Annotated in this window: 16 protein-coding genes; 11 read left to right on the plus strand and 5 right to left on the minus strand. The window is 70.0% G+C overall.

Features of this window, described 5'->3' with window-relative positions:
• Positions 1-183 precede the first annotated feature (183 nt).
• Positions 184-450 (plus strand): pirin-like C-terminal cupin domain-containing protein, encoded by a 267-nt coding sequence (locus tag NW895_RS41315; protein ID WP_354670143.1) that lies wholly within the window; start codon positions 184-186, stop codon positions 448-450.
• Here the strand turns inward: NW895_RS41315 and NW895_RS33650 are convergent.
• From NW895_RS33650 to NW895_RS33660, 3 genes are all read right to left on the minus strand, one after another.
• Positions 354-731, minus strand: coding sequence for a hypothetical protein (locus NW895_RS33650; protein WP_289940537.1), 378 nt, complete (start codon positions 729-731; stop codon positions 354-356). The two genes, NW895_RS41315 and NW895_RS33650, sit on opposite strands and share 97 nt — an antisense overlap.
• A 358-nt stretch (positions 732-1,089) precedes the next feature.
• Positions 1,090-1,464, minus strand: a complete 375-nt coding sequence (locus NW895_RS33655) for a TraR/DksA C4-type zinc finger protein (protein WP_289940538.1) — start codon at positions 1,462-1,464, stop codon at positions 1,090-1,092.
• Positions 1,465-1,603: 139 nt separating this feature from the next.
• Positions 1,604-1,939 (minus strand): TraR/DksA C4-type zinc finger protein, encoded by a 336-nt coding sequence (locus NW895_RS33660; protein WP_289940539.1) that lies wholly within the window; start codon positions 1,937-1,939, stop codon positions 1,604-1,606.
• A gap of 243 nt (positions 1,940-2,182) precedes the next feature.
• Here NW895_RS33660 and NW895_RS33665 point away from each other — a divergent pair, with 243 nt between their 5' ends.
• Positions 2,183-2,401 carry an IPT/TIG domain-containing protein gene (locus tag NW895_RS33665; protein ID WP_354670137.1) on the plus strand — a complete coding sequence of 73 codons (219 nt, stop codon included), beginning with the start codon at positions 2,183-2,185 and terminating at the stop codon, positions 2,399-2,401.
• Between the two features lie 44 nt (positions 2,402-2,445).
• Here the strand turns inward: NW895_RS33665 and NW895_RS33670 are convergent, their stop codons facing one another.
• Positions 2,446-3,693 carry a hypothetical protein gene (locus NW895_RS33670; RefSeq protein ID WP_289940541.1) on the minus strand — a complete coding sequence of 416 codons (1,248 nt, stop codon included), beginning with the start codon at positions 3,691-3,693 and terminating at the stop codon, positions 2,446-2,448.
• Positions 3,694-4,519: 826 nt separating this feature from the next.
• Here NW895_RS33670 and NW895_RS33675 point away from each other — a divergent pair.
• The 8 genes from NW895_RS33675 to NW895_RS33710 all read left to right on the plus strand — a co-directional run bounded on the left by NW895_RS33675 (position 4,520) and on the right by NW895_RS33710 (position 12,749).
• Complete coding sequence (locus NW895_RS33675) at positions 4,520-6,433, plus strand: ATP-binding protein (protein ID WP_289940542.1); 1,914 nt, start codon at positions 4,520-4,522, stop codon at positions 6,431-6,433.
• A complete protein-coding gene (locus tag NW895_RS33680) occupies positions 6,430-7,068 on the plus strand; it encodes a response regulator transcription factor (protein ID WP_289940543.1) in 639 nt (212 codons plus the stop codon). The genes NW895_RS33675 and NW895_RS33680 overlap by 4 nt, the downstream gene beginning before the upstream one ends.
• A gap of 134 nt (positions 7,069-7,202) precedes the next feature.
• Entirely contained in the window at positions 7,203-7,640 is a 438-nt protein-coding gene (locus NW895_RS33685; protein WP_289940544.1) for a hypothetical protein, read from the plus strand.
• A 139-nt stretch (positions 7,641-7,779) separates the two neighbouring features.
• Positions 7,780-8,682 (plus strand): hypothetical protein, encoded by a 903-nt coding sequence (locus NW895_RS33690; protein ID WP_289940545.1) that lies wholly within the window; start codon positions 7,780-7,782, stop codon positions 8,680-8,682.
• Positions 8,683-8,987: 305 nt separating this feature from the next.
• Complete coding sequence (locus NW895_RS33695) at positions 8,988-11,213, plus strand: NACHT domain-containing protein (RefSeq protein ID WP_289940546.1); 2,226 nt, start codon at positions 8,988-8,990, stop codon at positions 11,211-11,213.
• Between the two features lie 72 nt (positions 11,214-11,285).
• Positions 11,286-11,504, plus strand: a complete 219-nt coding sequence (locus NW895_RS33700; protein ID WP_289940678.1) for a hypothetical protein — start codon at positions 11,286-11,288, stop codon at positions 11,502-11,504.
• 189 nt (positions 11,505-11,693) lie between these two features.
• Positions 11,694-12,230 (plus strand): hypothetical protein, encoded by a 537-nt coding sequence (locus tag NW895_RS33705; protein ID WP_289940547.1) that lies wholly within the window; start codon positions 11,694-11,696, stop codon positions 12,228-12,230.
• A gap of 321 nt (positions 12,231-12,551) precedes the next feature.
• Positions 12,552-12,749, plus strand: a complete 198-nt coding sequence (locus NW895_RS33710) for a hypothetical protein (RefSeq protein WP_289940548.1) — start codon at positions 12,552-12,554, stop codon at positions 12,747-12,749.
• A gap of 264 nt (positions 12,750-13,013) precedes the next feature.
• Here the strand turns inward: NW895_RS33710 and NW895_RS33715 are convergent, their stop codons facing one another.
• Positions 13,014-13,319 (minus strand): DUF1330 domain-containing protein, encoded by a 306-nt coding sequence (locus tag NW895_RS33715; protein ID WP_289940549.1) that lies wholly within the window; start codon positions 13,317-13,319, stop codon positions 13,014-13,016.
• A 146-nt stretch (positions 13,320-13,465) separates the two neighbouring features.
• On the opposite strand from NW895_RS33715, the gene NW895_RS33720 reads away from it, so the two are divergent.
• Positions 13,466-14,410 carry a LysR family transcriptional regulator gene (locus tag NW895_RS33720; protein ID WP_289940550.1) on the plus strand — a complete coding sequence of 315 codons (945 nt, stop codon included), beginning with the start codon at positions 13,466-13,468 and terminating at the stop codon, positions 14,408-14,410.
• Positions 14,411-14,888: the final 478 nt, after the last annotated feature.

The following is a 14,888-nucleotide window of genomic DNA, read 5'->3' on the forward strand; positions in this document are numbered from 1 at the left end:
TGTCCGGCATCCGGACGACGGTGACCTCCCGCACGCGCAGCCGTCGGGCCTCGGACAGGGCCTTCGAGCAGCACACCGAGCTGCCCCGGGCCGGCCTGGACGGCGGCGGGGGCACGGCGACCGTCCTTGTCGGCGACTTCACTCGGATACCTCGGCGAAGGCCGCGACCAACTGCGCCTGGAGGTGCGCGAAGCGGCCCGCGCGACCCTGCTCGGCGGCGGACCGTTCCCCGAACCGGTCCTCATGTCGTGGCACTTCGTCGCCCGCACCCGCGCCGAGATCGACGCCGCCCACGCCTCCTGGACGGCCCAGGACGACCGCTTCGGCCGTGTCTGCTCCGCCCTGCCCCTCACTCATGGGGAGGTGGTCCACCGGCGGGCGGTCCGCCGCCATTCGGCCTCCCATGCGCGCATACGACGCTGGTCCAGGACGCGTGCGGTGAGCCGGTAGGCGAATGTGCCGGTGACGAGCACCGTGATGGCGGTGAGGGCGCTCGCGCCGACGGCGCGGTTGCGGATCTCGTCCGTGGGCATGGGCGGCTTGGTGAGCTTGCCTTCGGTGTTGGTCCACACCCGTACGCGGTGCCCGGCCGGAAGGCTGGGGTCGACGTCGGTGGTGGCGGTGCGGGCGGTGCCGTCGGGTGCGGTGTAGCGGACCTTGACCGGGTACTGGGTTTCTCTGGCTTCTGCTGAGCCGGGCTCTGGATGCCCTGGCGCGTCGTTGAGGAGCACAGCCGTGGTGACGTCCGCTGCGGGCCTGCTCGGAGGCGGTGGCCGTGAGCGTGTCGCGCACAGCCGTGCCGACCGCCCACGCGGCCAGCGGGGCGGTGATCACCACCGTGATGGCGAGGATGAGGCCGATCCATGCCTGGAGCAGGTCGCTTGGGCGGCGCAGCTGGTTGCGCCGCCACCGCCACCAGCGGATGGTGCGGATCGGCGGCGGCTGAGCTCGCGGAATCAGGTCGGGCACATCGCCTCCAGCCACGAGTCGGGAAACGGAGCTGCCGGGACCGCTTGGGGGCGGCTCCATCAATGGCGATCGCGGGGCAGCGTCGGCAGGCCGGCCACGGCGGGCGACGAATCGTGGCATTCATGAGCGGGCCTCCCTGACCTGGTGGCAGCGCCCGCAGTAGCGAGCCTGCGGCACGATGCGCAGCCGCGCCGGCTCGATGGGGCGCCGGCACTGCCGGCAGATGCCGTACGTGCCCTGATCCATGCGCTCCAGAGCGGCTTCGACGTCGGCGAGGACCATGCGGGCCGAGGCACACAGCTTGATGTGGACCTCCAGCTGGGCAACCGCGGCCCGTTCGCGGACGCGCTGGGCCCGGGTGGGAGCGACCTGCCACAGCTGGGCGAGCTGATCCAGACGAAAGGCACGCTGCTCATGGAGGTTCTCCCGCAGCGCAGACAGTTCGGCCGCGCCCAGGCCCGCATTGGTGTCGGCCACGACGACCTGCTGGTTCACGACTTCACCCCTTCAGGAAAGAAACAGGGGGCGGGATGCCCAGAAGGCTCCGGCCGCAGCCGCAGCCGCAGCCGGAGCGGGACGGAGACGACGGCCCCATGCCCCTGCGTGCCCCTTGGCGCAGGGAAGGCCGCGCTGATCAGCCGGTGCGCTGCTGGCAGGGCACGCAGCACCGCGCGTACGGCAGGATCTCCAGCCGTTCCACCGGGATCGGCCTGCCACATCCCTGGCAGATGCCGTACGTGCCCTGCCGCAACCTGGCGAAGGCGGCGTCGATCTCCTTCAGCGCCCGCTCGATCGCTCCCTTCTGCATGACCTGCAGATCATCGGCCTGCGGAGCACCGCCAGAGGCTTCGTCGACGGCCTGCAGCTGGGCAAAACGGGCGCCGCGCTCGTGCTCCAGACGCTGGCGTGCCTCAGACGCACTCAGGCGTTCGACAGCAGAACCGGCGCGGGCAGCGGAGTCCAGCGACATCACGAAACAGTCCCTTCCCACATCAGCCGAGCAGGGAGACCACCGCGTTCGTGGCACTCTCCCCTTGGCCTTCCACCCTCACCGCCCGGGCACCAGACGGCCATCGGGCACAGACCCCATTTCGGTGGGGGCACACAGTGCAGAGGGGCCCGCCAGACTCAGGGAAAGAAGGAAGGGCTGACCGGAATCGGCGACAAGATCCCATCGAGTTCGCCGCGAGGGGTAACGCTCTCTTGGTCTGTCGTGGTCCCGTATGGGTCGCTATGGGTAGCGGGACCCCCCAACCCCGCCTCGGGGCCGACCTCGGGCGGGACGGCGGTGACGATCACCGGCATCAGCCTCGACACCACCGACTCGGTCACCTCCGGCGGCAGCCCGGCACCGTTCTCGGTGACTCTGCTCGCGGCCGCGAGCAGAGTCACCCCCGTACCCGGCCGGATCAGCCCGGTTCCAGGCACGTGAGCCCGGCGCGGCCCGAAACCCTGACCCCAGGCCGGCGCCCGCGCCTATGGCCGCACGGCGTACACGTAGCGGCTGAAGGGCGCCTTGGGGTCGTCATCGCCCACGTCGTTCGCGTACTCCCCGAGTGTCCACAACGCCCCGGAACCGCTGCCGTCGTAACTCAGGTCCTCACAGCCGATGTTCAGCCGGGACCTGTGCCGGGGGGCCGCGCCTGCGGCGTCCCTCCAGGTGCGCAGCGCGCCGGCCCTGCGAGAGCCGTTGCTGGTGGTCAGGTAATAGGTGGAGCCCACCTTGACCGCGCCCTGTGTGCGCACGCCCTGCGGCACTGCGGCGGCCCACTCCGCCTGCGGCCGCAGACCGCCCGCTGTCTGGAAGGGCCAGCGGACGAGCCGGGGGCGGCCGCCCTTGGCGTACTCGCTGACGAGCAGTCCGGGACCGCTGGCCGTCCGGTCCACGGATACCTGGGAGAAGGTGAGGTCCCGTGCGCTGCCGCTCCAGTTGTAGCCGTAGATCTGCGGCAGGACGTACTCGTAGCCGTGAGCGTGGAACGTCCTTCCGTCCGGCTGCCGCCCGATACCGCGCCCCCGGGCGACTTTGAAGAACCTCCGCAGGTCGAAGACCCTGATCCCCACCCGCATGGTGCCTGTCGCCAGGTAGCCGCTGTCGGCGACGTACAGATGGTCGCCGTACCAGGCGATACCACCGGCGTGGATGTCCGTCGCGCCGATGTCGTCCCGCAGCTCATCCTGGTCGTCCCGTTCCGAGAACGGCTCGACCAGCAGCACGTGTCGGTAGGTGATGGCGCCCGTCTGCGACCAGTTGACGACGGTGAGCCGGGCGCCCTGGTGACGCGCGCTTCCACGGGCGTACCACGACACGAGCAGGGTCTTCGCGGGACTGGCGCCGTCCCCGTCGTAGTCCTGGGTGATGCCCTGCGGACGCCAGCGTTTGTCCGTGAAATCGTCCGGGTCCCACCGGAACGCGTGCCCTGCCAGGCGTCGCTGCGGCGACACGTCGAAGCGGTACGGCCGGCCAGAGCCGCCGGACGGCCTGGGCCACCGGGCGACGCGTACCGCCGTCCTGTTGGCTGCCGCTGCCACCGCCGTGAGCGGGACGGCCGGCCCGAGGTCGGGCGCGAGGCGCCGCATCACTCCCTCGTAGGGGTAACGGGGTGCGAACAGCGGGTGGTCGCGGCCGGTAAGCCGGTAACCCGACGCCGGCAGCGGTGCCGCCTCGGCGGTGGCAGGAACCAGCAGACCGCCCGCCGCGGCCGCGAAAGGAACCGCGGCCATGCCCCTGAGTAATGTCCTTCGTGTCGTGTCCATGGCCATCGACGGTATGACCGGAAGGCGAGCTTCGGCACCCCTCGTCCTGTCCGGGACAACCCACCTCCTCCCCACCAGGAACAACAACCTGTGTCCCGGACAAGCACGGGACGTGTCTTGGTGGTGTTGAGGCTCTAGAGGACCGTTTCGGCAGGGTGTTTCCTGCCGTGGCGAGCAAGACGGGCGAGGGTGTGCCGTCTCCCGGGATCGATGTTCGCACGACTCGTCCGGGCCGGTGCCCGGACTGCCGCAAGCAGGCCCAGGTTCCGGGCCTGTCCGAGCGGCACCGCCGCTCCAGCACCGGGCTCACGGGATGGCTGCGGTCGATCGCGATCGCGATCGAGCTCGGCGGCCGTCCTGCTGCCCGGCTGTGCCGGCGTCCGCGGATGGCCGTCGGCCGAACACGACTGCTCAGGCTGCTGAAGACGCCGGCAGTGCGGGCCTCGCTCCGCGGGTGGGACCAGGACCAGGACCAGGCCGTCACGCGCCGATCGACAGCGGTTCGAGCTCACCAAGTTCCGTTAGCTCACTCAGGTGTACCGGCACCGCGTCCGGCACAGGTTCGACCCGCAGGCATCGGCCGCGCCGCGGTGCAAGGTGAGGGCTTGGAGGCGTCGGCTGGAACCGTTTCGCGAACGGACACAGTGACCGCTGGCCGGACGCACGGCAGGGCGACGCTGTCCGGATGTATACGGTCTGTTTGGCGTGTCCACGCTCGGATTCGTAGGGTCGCCCTGACATCGAGCGGGGCGGGGCGGCAGCGGCTTCGACTGTGGTCCGGGGGGACGGCTTGGTGGCAGTGACAGCGGCGGCCTCGCCGCCGGATGATGAGCGGATCCGCCGCCGACTCGTCCTCAGCGCGGCGGCGGCCTTGGCGGTGGGCTCCTGCGGGGCCTGGGCCTACGGCAGAGCGGGGGCCTCCTGGACCGATGTCCTGCGGGACCTGGCGGTGGGCTGGTCCTATGCGGGCGCCGGGCTCGCCGCCTGGTGGCGCAGACCGGCCAACCGCACCGGCCCGCTGATGCTGGCGGTGGGGCTCACCTGGTTCCTCGGCAATCTCCAGGGCACGAACGTGCCGCTCCTCTTCGCCCTCGGCGCCTGGACGGAGGCCCTGAACCTGGCCGTCCTCGCCCACCTCCTCCTGGCCTATCCGGAGGGTCGTACGACGACCGCCACCGACCGGCGCGTCGTGTCCGCCGGCTACCTCCTGGTCGGCGTGGGCGGACTGCTCCGTACGCTCCTGTACGACCCGGCGGCCGCCGGCACCGCCAGTTATCTCAACTGCCGAACCTGCGGCCCGAACGCCCTGCTGCTCCGCTCCGAACCGGACCTTTTCGCTGCGGTCGATCTGGGCTACCGGTGGCTGGGCGTGGTGCTCACCCTTTGCTGCACCGCCCGCCTCGTACGCCGCTGGCGCGCCGGGGGACCTGCCCGCAGGCGGACATTGATGCCCGCCTGGATCGCCCTGTCGGTGGCGGTCGCGTTCATCGGCTGGGAGATGCTGTACGTCATGGCGCCCGACGCGCTCGGACCTGCCGCCACCGTCCTGGCCTTTCCTTCCGACCTGAGCCAGATCGCCGTACCCTTCGCCTTCCTGGTCGGACTGTTGCGGATGCGGCTGCGCCGCGCCGCCGTCGTCGACCTGGTGACCGAGGCCGCCGCCGATCCCGGTCTGCGGCGCCTGCAGGAGGTCCTGGCCCGGGTACTCGGGGACCCCTCGGTGCGCCTGGGGCTGCGGACCACGGGCAGAGCCGTCGCCACCGCAACGGCTGCTTCCGGCGCCCCGGCGAACACCGAGGACCCTCGGGCCGTCGCGCACGGCTACATCGATCCGTACGGGCGTCCGCTGCTCCTGCCCGCTGCCGAAGATCCCGCACTGAGCGTCACCTCGTTGGGCGGGGAGGAGGCGGAGGATGTCGTCGAGGCCGTGCTCGTGCACGACTCCGCCCTCGACGACGAGCCCGAACTGCTGGCCGCGGCAGGCGCCGCCGTACGGCTGTGCCTGCGGACCTCCTGGCTGCGCTCGGAGATGCGGGCCCGAGAGGAGGGCGCCGCCGAGGCTCGCTCCCGTCTGCTGCGTGCCGCCGACGAGCAACGACGGCAACTGGAACGGAATCTGCACGACGGTGCGCAGACGCGGCTCGTTCTGGCCCTGATGACTTTGCGCCGGGCGGGCTCCATCGTCCTGCGGGGCGACGGGGAGAACGAGAGGGACGGCACGGCCGGGACGCCGCAGGAGGACGCGGCGCTGCGCCGGGCGGTCGCCGACGCCGAGGAGACCCTGCGCCAGGCCCTGGAGGACCTCCGGGAACTCGCCCAGGGCATCCACCCGGCCGTACTGACCCGCGAGGGCATCGGCCCCGCCGTCACCGCCCTCGCGGAACGCTCCACGCTGCCCGTCGAGGTGACCGCCGAACCCGGCCGGTATCCGCCGTTCATCGAGTCGGCCGCCTACTTCACCGTCTGCGAGGCACTGTCGAACGCGGTCAAACACGCCCGTGCCGAACGCGTGCAGGTATCCGTCCGCAGGGAAGGGGCCGTGCTGGTCGTCGAGGTCGCCGACGACGGCACCGGCGGTGCCGACCCGGCCCGAGGCACCGGGCTGAGTCTGCTCGCCGACCGGCTGTCCGCGGCGGGCGGGGTACTGCGGATCGGCGACGGCCCGCACCGCGGCACCCGGGTCAGGGCGGAGCTGCCGTGCGCGTGATCGTGGCAGAGGACTCCGGCCTTTTCCGGGAGGGGCTGGTGCGGCTGCTCACCGATGCGGGCATCGAGGTGGCCGGGCAGACCGGCGACTGCGAGAGCCTGCCCCGGCTGGTCGCGCACCACGCCCCCGACGTGGTCCTGCTGGACATCCGCATGCCCCCGACCCACACCGACGAGGGCATCGCGGCGGCGACCGCTGTTCGGGCCCGCTTCCCGGCCGTCGGGGTGCTCCTGCTCTCGCATTACGTGGAGACCGGCGGCGCGATCCGCGCGCTCGCGGCCTCTCCCCGCGGATTCGGCTACCTCCTGAAGGATCGGGTCGCCGACGTCGGTGAACTCCACGACGCGCTCAAACGCGTGGCGGCGGGCGAGTCCGTCATCGACCCGCAGGTGGTCGCCCGGCTGCTCGGCCGCCCACGCGCGGACGGCCACCTGGACAGTCTCACCCGCCGCGAGCGCGAGGTGCTCGCTGCGATGGCCGAAGGCCGTTCCAACGACGCCATCACCCGGATTCTGGACATCAGCGGCAAGACGCTGGAGACCCACATCCGCAGCATTTTCACCAAGCTCGGGCTGGAACCCGACCTCGCCTACCACCGGCGGGTCCAGGCCGTCATCACCTACCTCCGCGCCTGACTCAGGGTCTGCCCCGATGTGCGCCCCCGCGCCCGGCCGTAGATTCGCGCTCGCCCACCGGAAGGGCCCGCACGCGGGGCCGCGAGGCGGGTGGACGACGACGTATCACCAAGGCAACGGACAACGGAGGAAGCATGCGCACACGCACGAGGCTTGCGGCAGTGAGCGGTCTGGCCGCGATGGCCGCGTCGGCGGGACTCCTGCTGGGGGCGGCCCCCGCCTCGGCAGGCCCCAACTGCGCGTCCGGGTACCACTGCGTCTACTACCTGGGCATCAACGACTCGGCCCGCCACTCCTACTTCGACTCCGACACCGACTTCCGCAACGACACCTTCAACCAGCTCACCAGCCGTACGGGCGGCGGTCAGACGGTGCACAACAACGTGGCCTCCGCCAGCAACTCCAGCACCGGCGGGTACGAGAGCCACTACTACACCGGGGTCGGCAGCGACTGGGAGGGCTTCCTGTTCTGCGTGAACCCCGGGTCCCACGTCGACTACCTGCCGGGCAGCCTGCAGAACCGGGCCAGCTCCCTCCGGTTGCGCGGCACCACCAGCATCAACTGCTTCTGAGCGGCCCCACGGGCCGGGCGCCGGGAGGCGGCGGTCACCGCACCGCCTCCCGGCCCCGTCCGCCCACCGACCCCGCCAGGCCGGCCACCGACCCGGCCCAGGCCGGCCGCCGTCCTGGACCACGGAGGGAAGGCCCACCATGCCACCGATCAGATCGCGCCGAAGTGCGGGCATCGCCCTGCTGCTGCTCCTCCCGCTCGCCCTCGCCGCGACGGCTGCCTGGGCGCTGACCGGCCGTACCCCGGCCTCCCCGCAGTCGTCCGGGCCCGAGCCGGCGCCCACGGCGCTGCGGGCCCGACTCCCGCTGCACGGACTGCTCCATGCGTCCACCGACGCCTCCCGACGGGTCCACCAGGCGGAACAGCGGCTGGTGGCCGCGTGCATGGCCGCCCGCGGCTTCCGCTACGACCCCGCTCCGGCGGCCGCGGCGGACTCCGGTACGAGCCCGGCCCTGTTCGGCATCGAGACCCTCGACCGGCAGGGCGGCCCCGGCACCCGGGAGCCGATGCCCAGGGAGCGGCCCCGCGACGAGGGCTTCGACCGCGCGCTGTACGGCGACCCCGCCCGGACGATCTCCGCCCGGAACAAGGTGCTGCGGGTGACGCGGCCCGCGACGGGATGCCTCGCCGAGGCCCAGACCCGGCTGCTGGGCCGGGACGGGCGGACCCGGGACCTCACCCTGCGGCTCAGGCTCGACCAGGGGGAGCGGGACGCGTTGCGGACGCTGGAGAAGGACCCGGCCTTCCGCGCCGCCGACTCTCGGTGGCGGACGTGCATGGCACGCGCCGGAGTCGCCGCCGCCAACCCCCGGGAACTCGCCCGCGGTCTGCCGCGCGGCACGAACCCCGCCACCCACCCCTCGGTCCGCGCCGACCTGGAGTGCAAGGAGCGCACCGGCTACCTGGAGCGTGCCTACGCCCGGCTCGCCGCGATGCAGCAGCGCTGGCTGGACGACAACCAGGACGCGGTCACCGAGTGGAAGGCCCTGCGGCTGCGGGAGGACAGGGCGGCCCGGCAGGTGTTGAAGTCCGCCACCCCCTGAGCTTGAGATGCAACCCCGCAGTTCGAACAAGACTCGCCGGGCCTGACTGGCGGGCGCGTTGATCACGCCGACAGGCCGCACGCCGACAGGCCGCGCCTTGATGATGCCGTCCGGGCCCTGCCCCGTCCGCCCTCGTGGCCGGCCACCCGGACGCGCGCCGCTCGGTGGGCCCAGGAGGTGCTGGCCGATCCTGACGTGTTACACATCCGGCAAAAGTGGTCAACTCCTGTCTTTGTGCAGCATCAGCCAATGGCCTGATGGAGGCTTGTGGGCAGAGGTGAATGTCGGCATGACGGAGCGGGCCCATGAGTTGGTGGCGGAGACCGCGCTGGGTCAAGGCCGTCTGGATCTCCACCGTTCTCGCCGTGGCCGCGTTCTTCGTCGTCCTCGGGGAACTGGACAAGATCGACAAGTGGGCCAGCGCCCTCGCCTTGTTCGTCGGCCTCCTGGGACTCCTCGCGGACTTCCTCTCTGCCGAGCCCCCAGCACCCACTCCCGAATTCTCCGAGCGCCTGCGCCGGGCGGCGGAAGACCTGGCAGCGGCAGTACGGGAGCAGTGGCGCGCGGAGGAGAGGTTTCGCCGGCTGCAAGACCCCTTCCCCCTGCCGGTTCGCTGGACGATGGCCGATCCGCTGATCACCGACCACTGGGCGAACATCCGCAGGCAGTCGGGCAACATCGCGCCATTGGACGTGGCGGGTGAACTCGCCGATGTCCTGGGGGCATTCGACACGGTCCCTTCCAAGAGACTGGTCGTCCTGGGCAAGCCCGGCGCGGGCAAGACGGTGCTCACCTTGCGTCTCGTCCTCCAGATCCTCGAGGCCCGCCGGCCCGGGGACCGGGTGCCGGTCCTGTTCTCCCTGGCCTCATGGCGCCCGGGAGAGCAGAGCCTTCGGTCCTGGATGTCCGAGCGCGTCGCGAAGGACTTCCCCGCGCTCAGTGCCACCGCGCCCTCCGGGGCCACCTGGGCCACGGAATTGATGGACCACGTCCTCCCCGTCCTCGACGGTCTGGACGAGATGCCCGAGTCCTCTCGTCCGGATGCCATCCGGCACCTCAACGCGACGCTCGACCTGGAAACGCCGGTGATCCTGACCAGTCGTACGGACGAATATCGGCGCACCATCGAATCCGCCGATGTGTTCACCGCGGCCGCGGTCATCGAGCTGCAGCCGCTGAGCCTGGACCAGCTGGTCGGTTACCTGCCCTTCACCACGCGGCGCACGAACGGCGAAGCACATGGGGCGCTCACCACCAAGTGGACGCCGGTCCTCGACTACTTGCGAGAAAGCGGCACCGACGCCGTCGCGCAGGCGCTCATCGAGGTGCTCTCCACGCCGCTGATGTCGTCCATGGCCAGAGTCGCCTACAGCGACACCTCGGCCGACCCCCTCGAACTCATCGACATCAGATTCGCCGACACCTCAGTGCTCGAGAAGCACCTGCTCAACTCCTTTGTCTTCGCTTCGTATTTCCCGCACGCGTCCACCAGCACCGCGCCGCTCGGATCCGCGCGAACGGGCCGCTACCGTCCGGAACAAGCCCAGGTGTGGCTCACCTTCCTCGCCTCTCACCTGAGCCGACTCGGTACGCGTGACATCGCGTGGTGGCAGTACATCCATGGCGTGCCGCGCGGGGTGCGGGGGCTTGCGGCCGGCCTCGTATCGGGAGTTCTCTTCGGCCTCGTCGGGGGCATCGCGGCCGACCCGGCCATCGGGTTCGCCTACGGACTGTTCTTCGCGCTCGCCGCCGGGACCTGCTGTGCGCTGGACTCGGAGCCAGAACCGTCCTGTCTGGAGGCGCGATTCCGGGGAACCGCAGGACCCTTCCTCCTCCGATTCCCGGTCGGCGTGGTCACCGGACTCGCCCTGGGGACAGCGTTCGACTTCCCAGGGCCCATCGTCCTCGGGCTGGGCCTCGCCTTCGGTCTCGCGGTGGGGCTGCACGTGTGGCTGGACGTCCCGGCCAATGTGGCCAACGCCTCAACGCCCCTGGTCGTCTTCCGGCGGGACAGGACCTCAGCACTCGCTCATTGCGCGTCCTTCTCGTTCTCGCTCGGAATAAGTTACGCCGCGGCGATCATCTTTACCGAGGAGGCCTCCGGCGGACCCATGCTGGACCTTCCCCTAGGGCTCCGCATGGGGGTCGAATTCGGTCTGTCGGGAGCGGTCGCCGGAGCGGTCGTCGGTGGAGTCGCCTATGGGCGCCTGGGAGCATGCGCGTACAGCCCGGCCGGCGCGGTTGCCGCAGGTCTCGCCTTCCCTCCGACCGACTCGGTGGCATTCGGCCTGGCCGTGGGTCTTCTGTTCGGCCTCGCCGTGGGATTCACCGTGCTGTCGTCACGGGCATGGGGGGTTTTCTTGCTGGGCCGCGGATGGCTCACGGTGTGCGGACGCCAGCCAGGGCGACTCCTTGGATTCCTGGCGGACGCGCACCGCCGCGGGATCCTGCGACAGACAGGCGGGGTGTACCAGTTCCGGCACGCCCGCCTTCAGGAGCGTCTGGCGGAGCAAGCGCGAGCCGGCGACTGATCCCACGTACCAGCCGTGCCGTCCCAGACACGTGGCTGCCGGCTCTCGGCTTGCTGTCGCGGCCACGGCGCGTTGTACGACGCGCTGAAAACTGCGGCCACATCGACACGAAGGGGCTGCGGCGGCACGCTGATCCGCCTGAAGGTCGCCCACCTGCCCGGCGGCAAGGACCCGCTGCCGATCCGGCTGTGGTCCTCGAAGACCGTGATGACCTGCGAGGACGTCTGCCGCAAGATCACGCCCACTGGAAATGACCCCGTAGTCGTTGCCCGGAGTGATGTCAATGCATGACACGCCATCAGTGGTGTGAAGGCGTGTCAGCTCAGTCCCCCGGTCGGCTCAACGTCCACGTCAAGGTACCTTTCGGCGAGACAATTTGATGGCCAGTCACATATTCGACCTAGGCCTATCGAGCACCCAGTCGGCCCCATTCATCACCCTCAGCCGCTTTCTGAAGTGGCGACAGTGAAATGCGCAAGTATGTTCATCATGGTCGGCCGCTCAGCTGACATCCCTGAGAAATGGAGAAACGGAATGCCTGAAAGAAGGAGGAACGGAGCGCGTAGGCGTACCGTTGTGGCGATCGCAGCGTCGGTGGGCGTCGCGGCCCTGGCCGCAACCGGTGTGAACTACGCCTCAGCTTCCAGTTCCGTCCCACAGTCAGCCCCGGCTGTGGAGGAGGCCGCAGCCTCTGTTCCTCTTGGAGGCGACGGCCAGACGCACCCCGGCTTCAGGAGCGACGAGGATCGGATCCACGTCAACGAGCGAACGTATGCGGCCCAGCCGGGCGTGTGCACCGCTGTGGTCAGTAGTCCCGCCACCAGCTTCAACGTCCGAAACGAAAGTGACAAGACTGTCGAATTCTTTACCGGTATCACTTGTGATAACGGCGGTGCAATTGCGACTATTGGGCCCCGAAACTCCAGCAGCGCAATCCCCGGTACGACGGTCTTCGACGGGGCTGTGGTGCCTTTCGCGCTTGTCGGCAGCTTCCGAGTGATCCACGACCACCACTGACCCCGGCTTGTACCAAGGGCAGACAAACTCTGCCTGCGAGGTGGACCCTGGACCGCCGCGATCGGGCCGGGGTCCACAATGGCGACCCGTTCAAGGGAGGCCCAGCCTGAATCACGGACCTCAGGCAGATCACCCGCGAGCACGTCGTCGCCGCAGTGAAAGACACCGAGCCCACCCGACGGCACTCCGTCCACCCCCGCTGCGCTCCCTCTTCCTCGCCCTGCGACGCGAACGCCGCATCTTCCGCGACCCCGCACGCCATCTCATCCTCACCACCGCCCCACGACTTGCGGCCCCCCTGCCCGGCGACGCGCTCAAGACGTGGGAATCCCGGCACGCAGACTGCGCAAGGACCGCATCTGCGACGAGGCCCGCCGGACCGCCGGCCCCGTCCACCTCATGCAGCTGTTCGGCCTGAGCAAGAACACCGCGAAGAAGTACGTCATGGCCGCTCACCCCCGCCAAACGACCCGACCCGATCGCTCCCTGAACGTCGGCCCGGGTCGTCGGGGCCGATAGCCACAGACCAAACGGAACACATACCTCCGATAGAAACACGCCATGGAGTTGGATCAGTGCGGATCGTCGGCGGTCAGGCGCAGGGACGACGAAGCTGGGTGCGGCAGTGCCGGGCCCGCTCTGGGCGAACCGACGACCTGGAGAGCGCCCCCTGGCTAGGGTGACCTTCCTGTCCCCGAAGACGATCGGAGTGCTTCGTGAGTCGTCGTTCAGCACCGTGTGCGTATCAGGTGACGGATGCTCAGCGATGGCTGGGCCAGCCGGTCAGTCGATGCCTTCGATGATGCGGAAGTCGCGCTCGACGCCGTCGGGGAGGGCCACCAGCGCCTTCTGGTATGCCTCGCTCTCGTATGCCGCGACGGCCTGTTCAAAGCTGTCGAATTCGATCAGAACGACGCGTTGCGTGATTCCGGCCTCGTGGGCGACGACTCGACCGCCACGGGACGGGATCCGGGACAGGACGCGCCCGCCCCCAGCCTGGACAGCCGGACCGGCCAGCTTGTCGTAGGCAGTCAGCCTCTCAGGGTCGGAAATGGCGGGGTAGACACTGACCCAGTAGCCCTTAGTCATGGAAACCTCCTGTGTTCGGCCGGACACGTCCGACTTCGAATTGACACTCAGATCGATCGATCCCGGCGACGGGTACTGCGGTCAGTTGAATCGTCATATGCGCAGGCTAGGGCTTGATGTGCGGTCGAGGGAAAGACCGGTACGAGATGGACTCAGAACGGATCGTTATCAATCGGCAGGGAGGGCACGTGGCGCCGGATACGGTGAGCCTGCGGTACTTCCTGGTGCTGGCGCAGGAGTTGAACTTCACCCGCGCGGCCGCACGGATCGGTATCGCACAGCCCGCACTCAGCGCCCGGATGCGCCGACTGGAGGCGGAACTCGGTACGGCCCTGCTGGTCCGCAACACGCGTAGCGTCGTATTGACCACGGCCGGTGCGGCTTTGGCGGAGTCCGCGCCGCCCGCGCTGGCCGCGCTGGACCGGGCATGGGACACCGCCCGAAGCGCGGCGGCCGGTGAACTGGGCACGCTGCGCATCGGATACAGCCTCAGCGCCGGGGCCGAGACGGCACCGGCCCTGGTGGACAGGCTGATTCGCGACAACAGCGGACTCGAGGTCGGTGCGGTCCCGATGGCGACACCGGAAATCTCTCCCGCGGTCGCCGACGGCCGCATCGATGCCGGGATCACCCGCGGTGAACAGCCGGGCCGTGGCGTGCGCCGGCTCCTGCTGCGGCGTTTGCGCGTCGGGGTCCAGCTGGCGCAGCACCATCCGCTGGCCGAACACCCGGAGATCGAGATCGCCGACGCGGCTGCGTATCCGCTGCGCCTCCCGGACCGTGCGGCCAACCCCGTGATCCACGATCAGCTGTCCGCACTGTTCCGAGACACCCGACCACACCCCCGATTCCACACGCCCGCAGTCTCTTTCGACATGTCTCAGCGCGACCTGCGCGACGGGGTCACCCTCGCCCCGGCCGGAGAAGCCGCGGTCACGGCACAACCGGCCGGTCTCACCTGGCGACCGCTGCGGGGCGCGCCCAGCCTGACGATCCACCTGGTCCTCCCACGCGAGCAGTCGCCGCTACACCGCCGCATCCGTGCCGTCGCCAAAACCCTGGCGCACGAGCTGCACTGGCTGCCGGACTGACGCGCAAGAGGTCAAGCGAGACGGACGCCTGCGGTGGCGAGATCGAAGACCTTGCGCCCGGCGGACCTCGCGGTGATGACGACGGCGGTCTTGCTGAAGGGTCCGACACGACCTCGCTACGCCAGCGGATCAGCATCCGATGATGGCAGCCGTCAACGGCGTCCATGACGTCGGTCCATGCTTAACGCCAACCACTGTTCCCGTTCCTGCACCGGTCGCCGCGCTGCTGCTGGAGCACATCGCACACCGCGGAAACATGAACACTGCTAACAACCCTGCGTCCCGCTGGCTCTTCCCCGGGCGCCGGGCGGGCGAGCCGTTTCTCCCCGACCACCTGTCTGCGCTCTTGCACGAGGTCGGGGTCCCGGCCGCCGCTGCCCGCGGTGCTGCCATCCGACAGCAACTCCTCGAAGTACCCGGCCCCGTCGTTGCGGACGCCCTCGGCTACCGGGACAAGACCACCAGCCGCCTCATCGGA

This window comes from Streptomyces sp. S.PNR 29, from assembly GCF_030386795.1.
Lineage (GTDB): Bacteria > Actinomycetota > Actinomycetes > Streptomycetales > Streptomycetaceae > Streptomyces.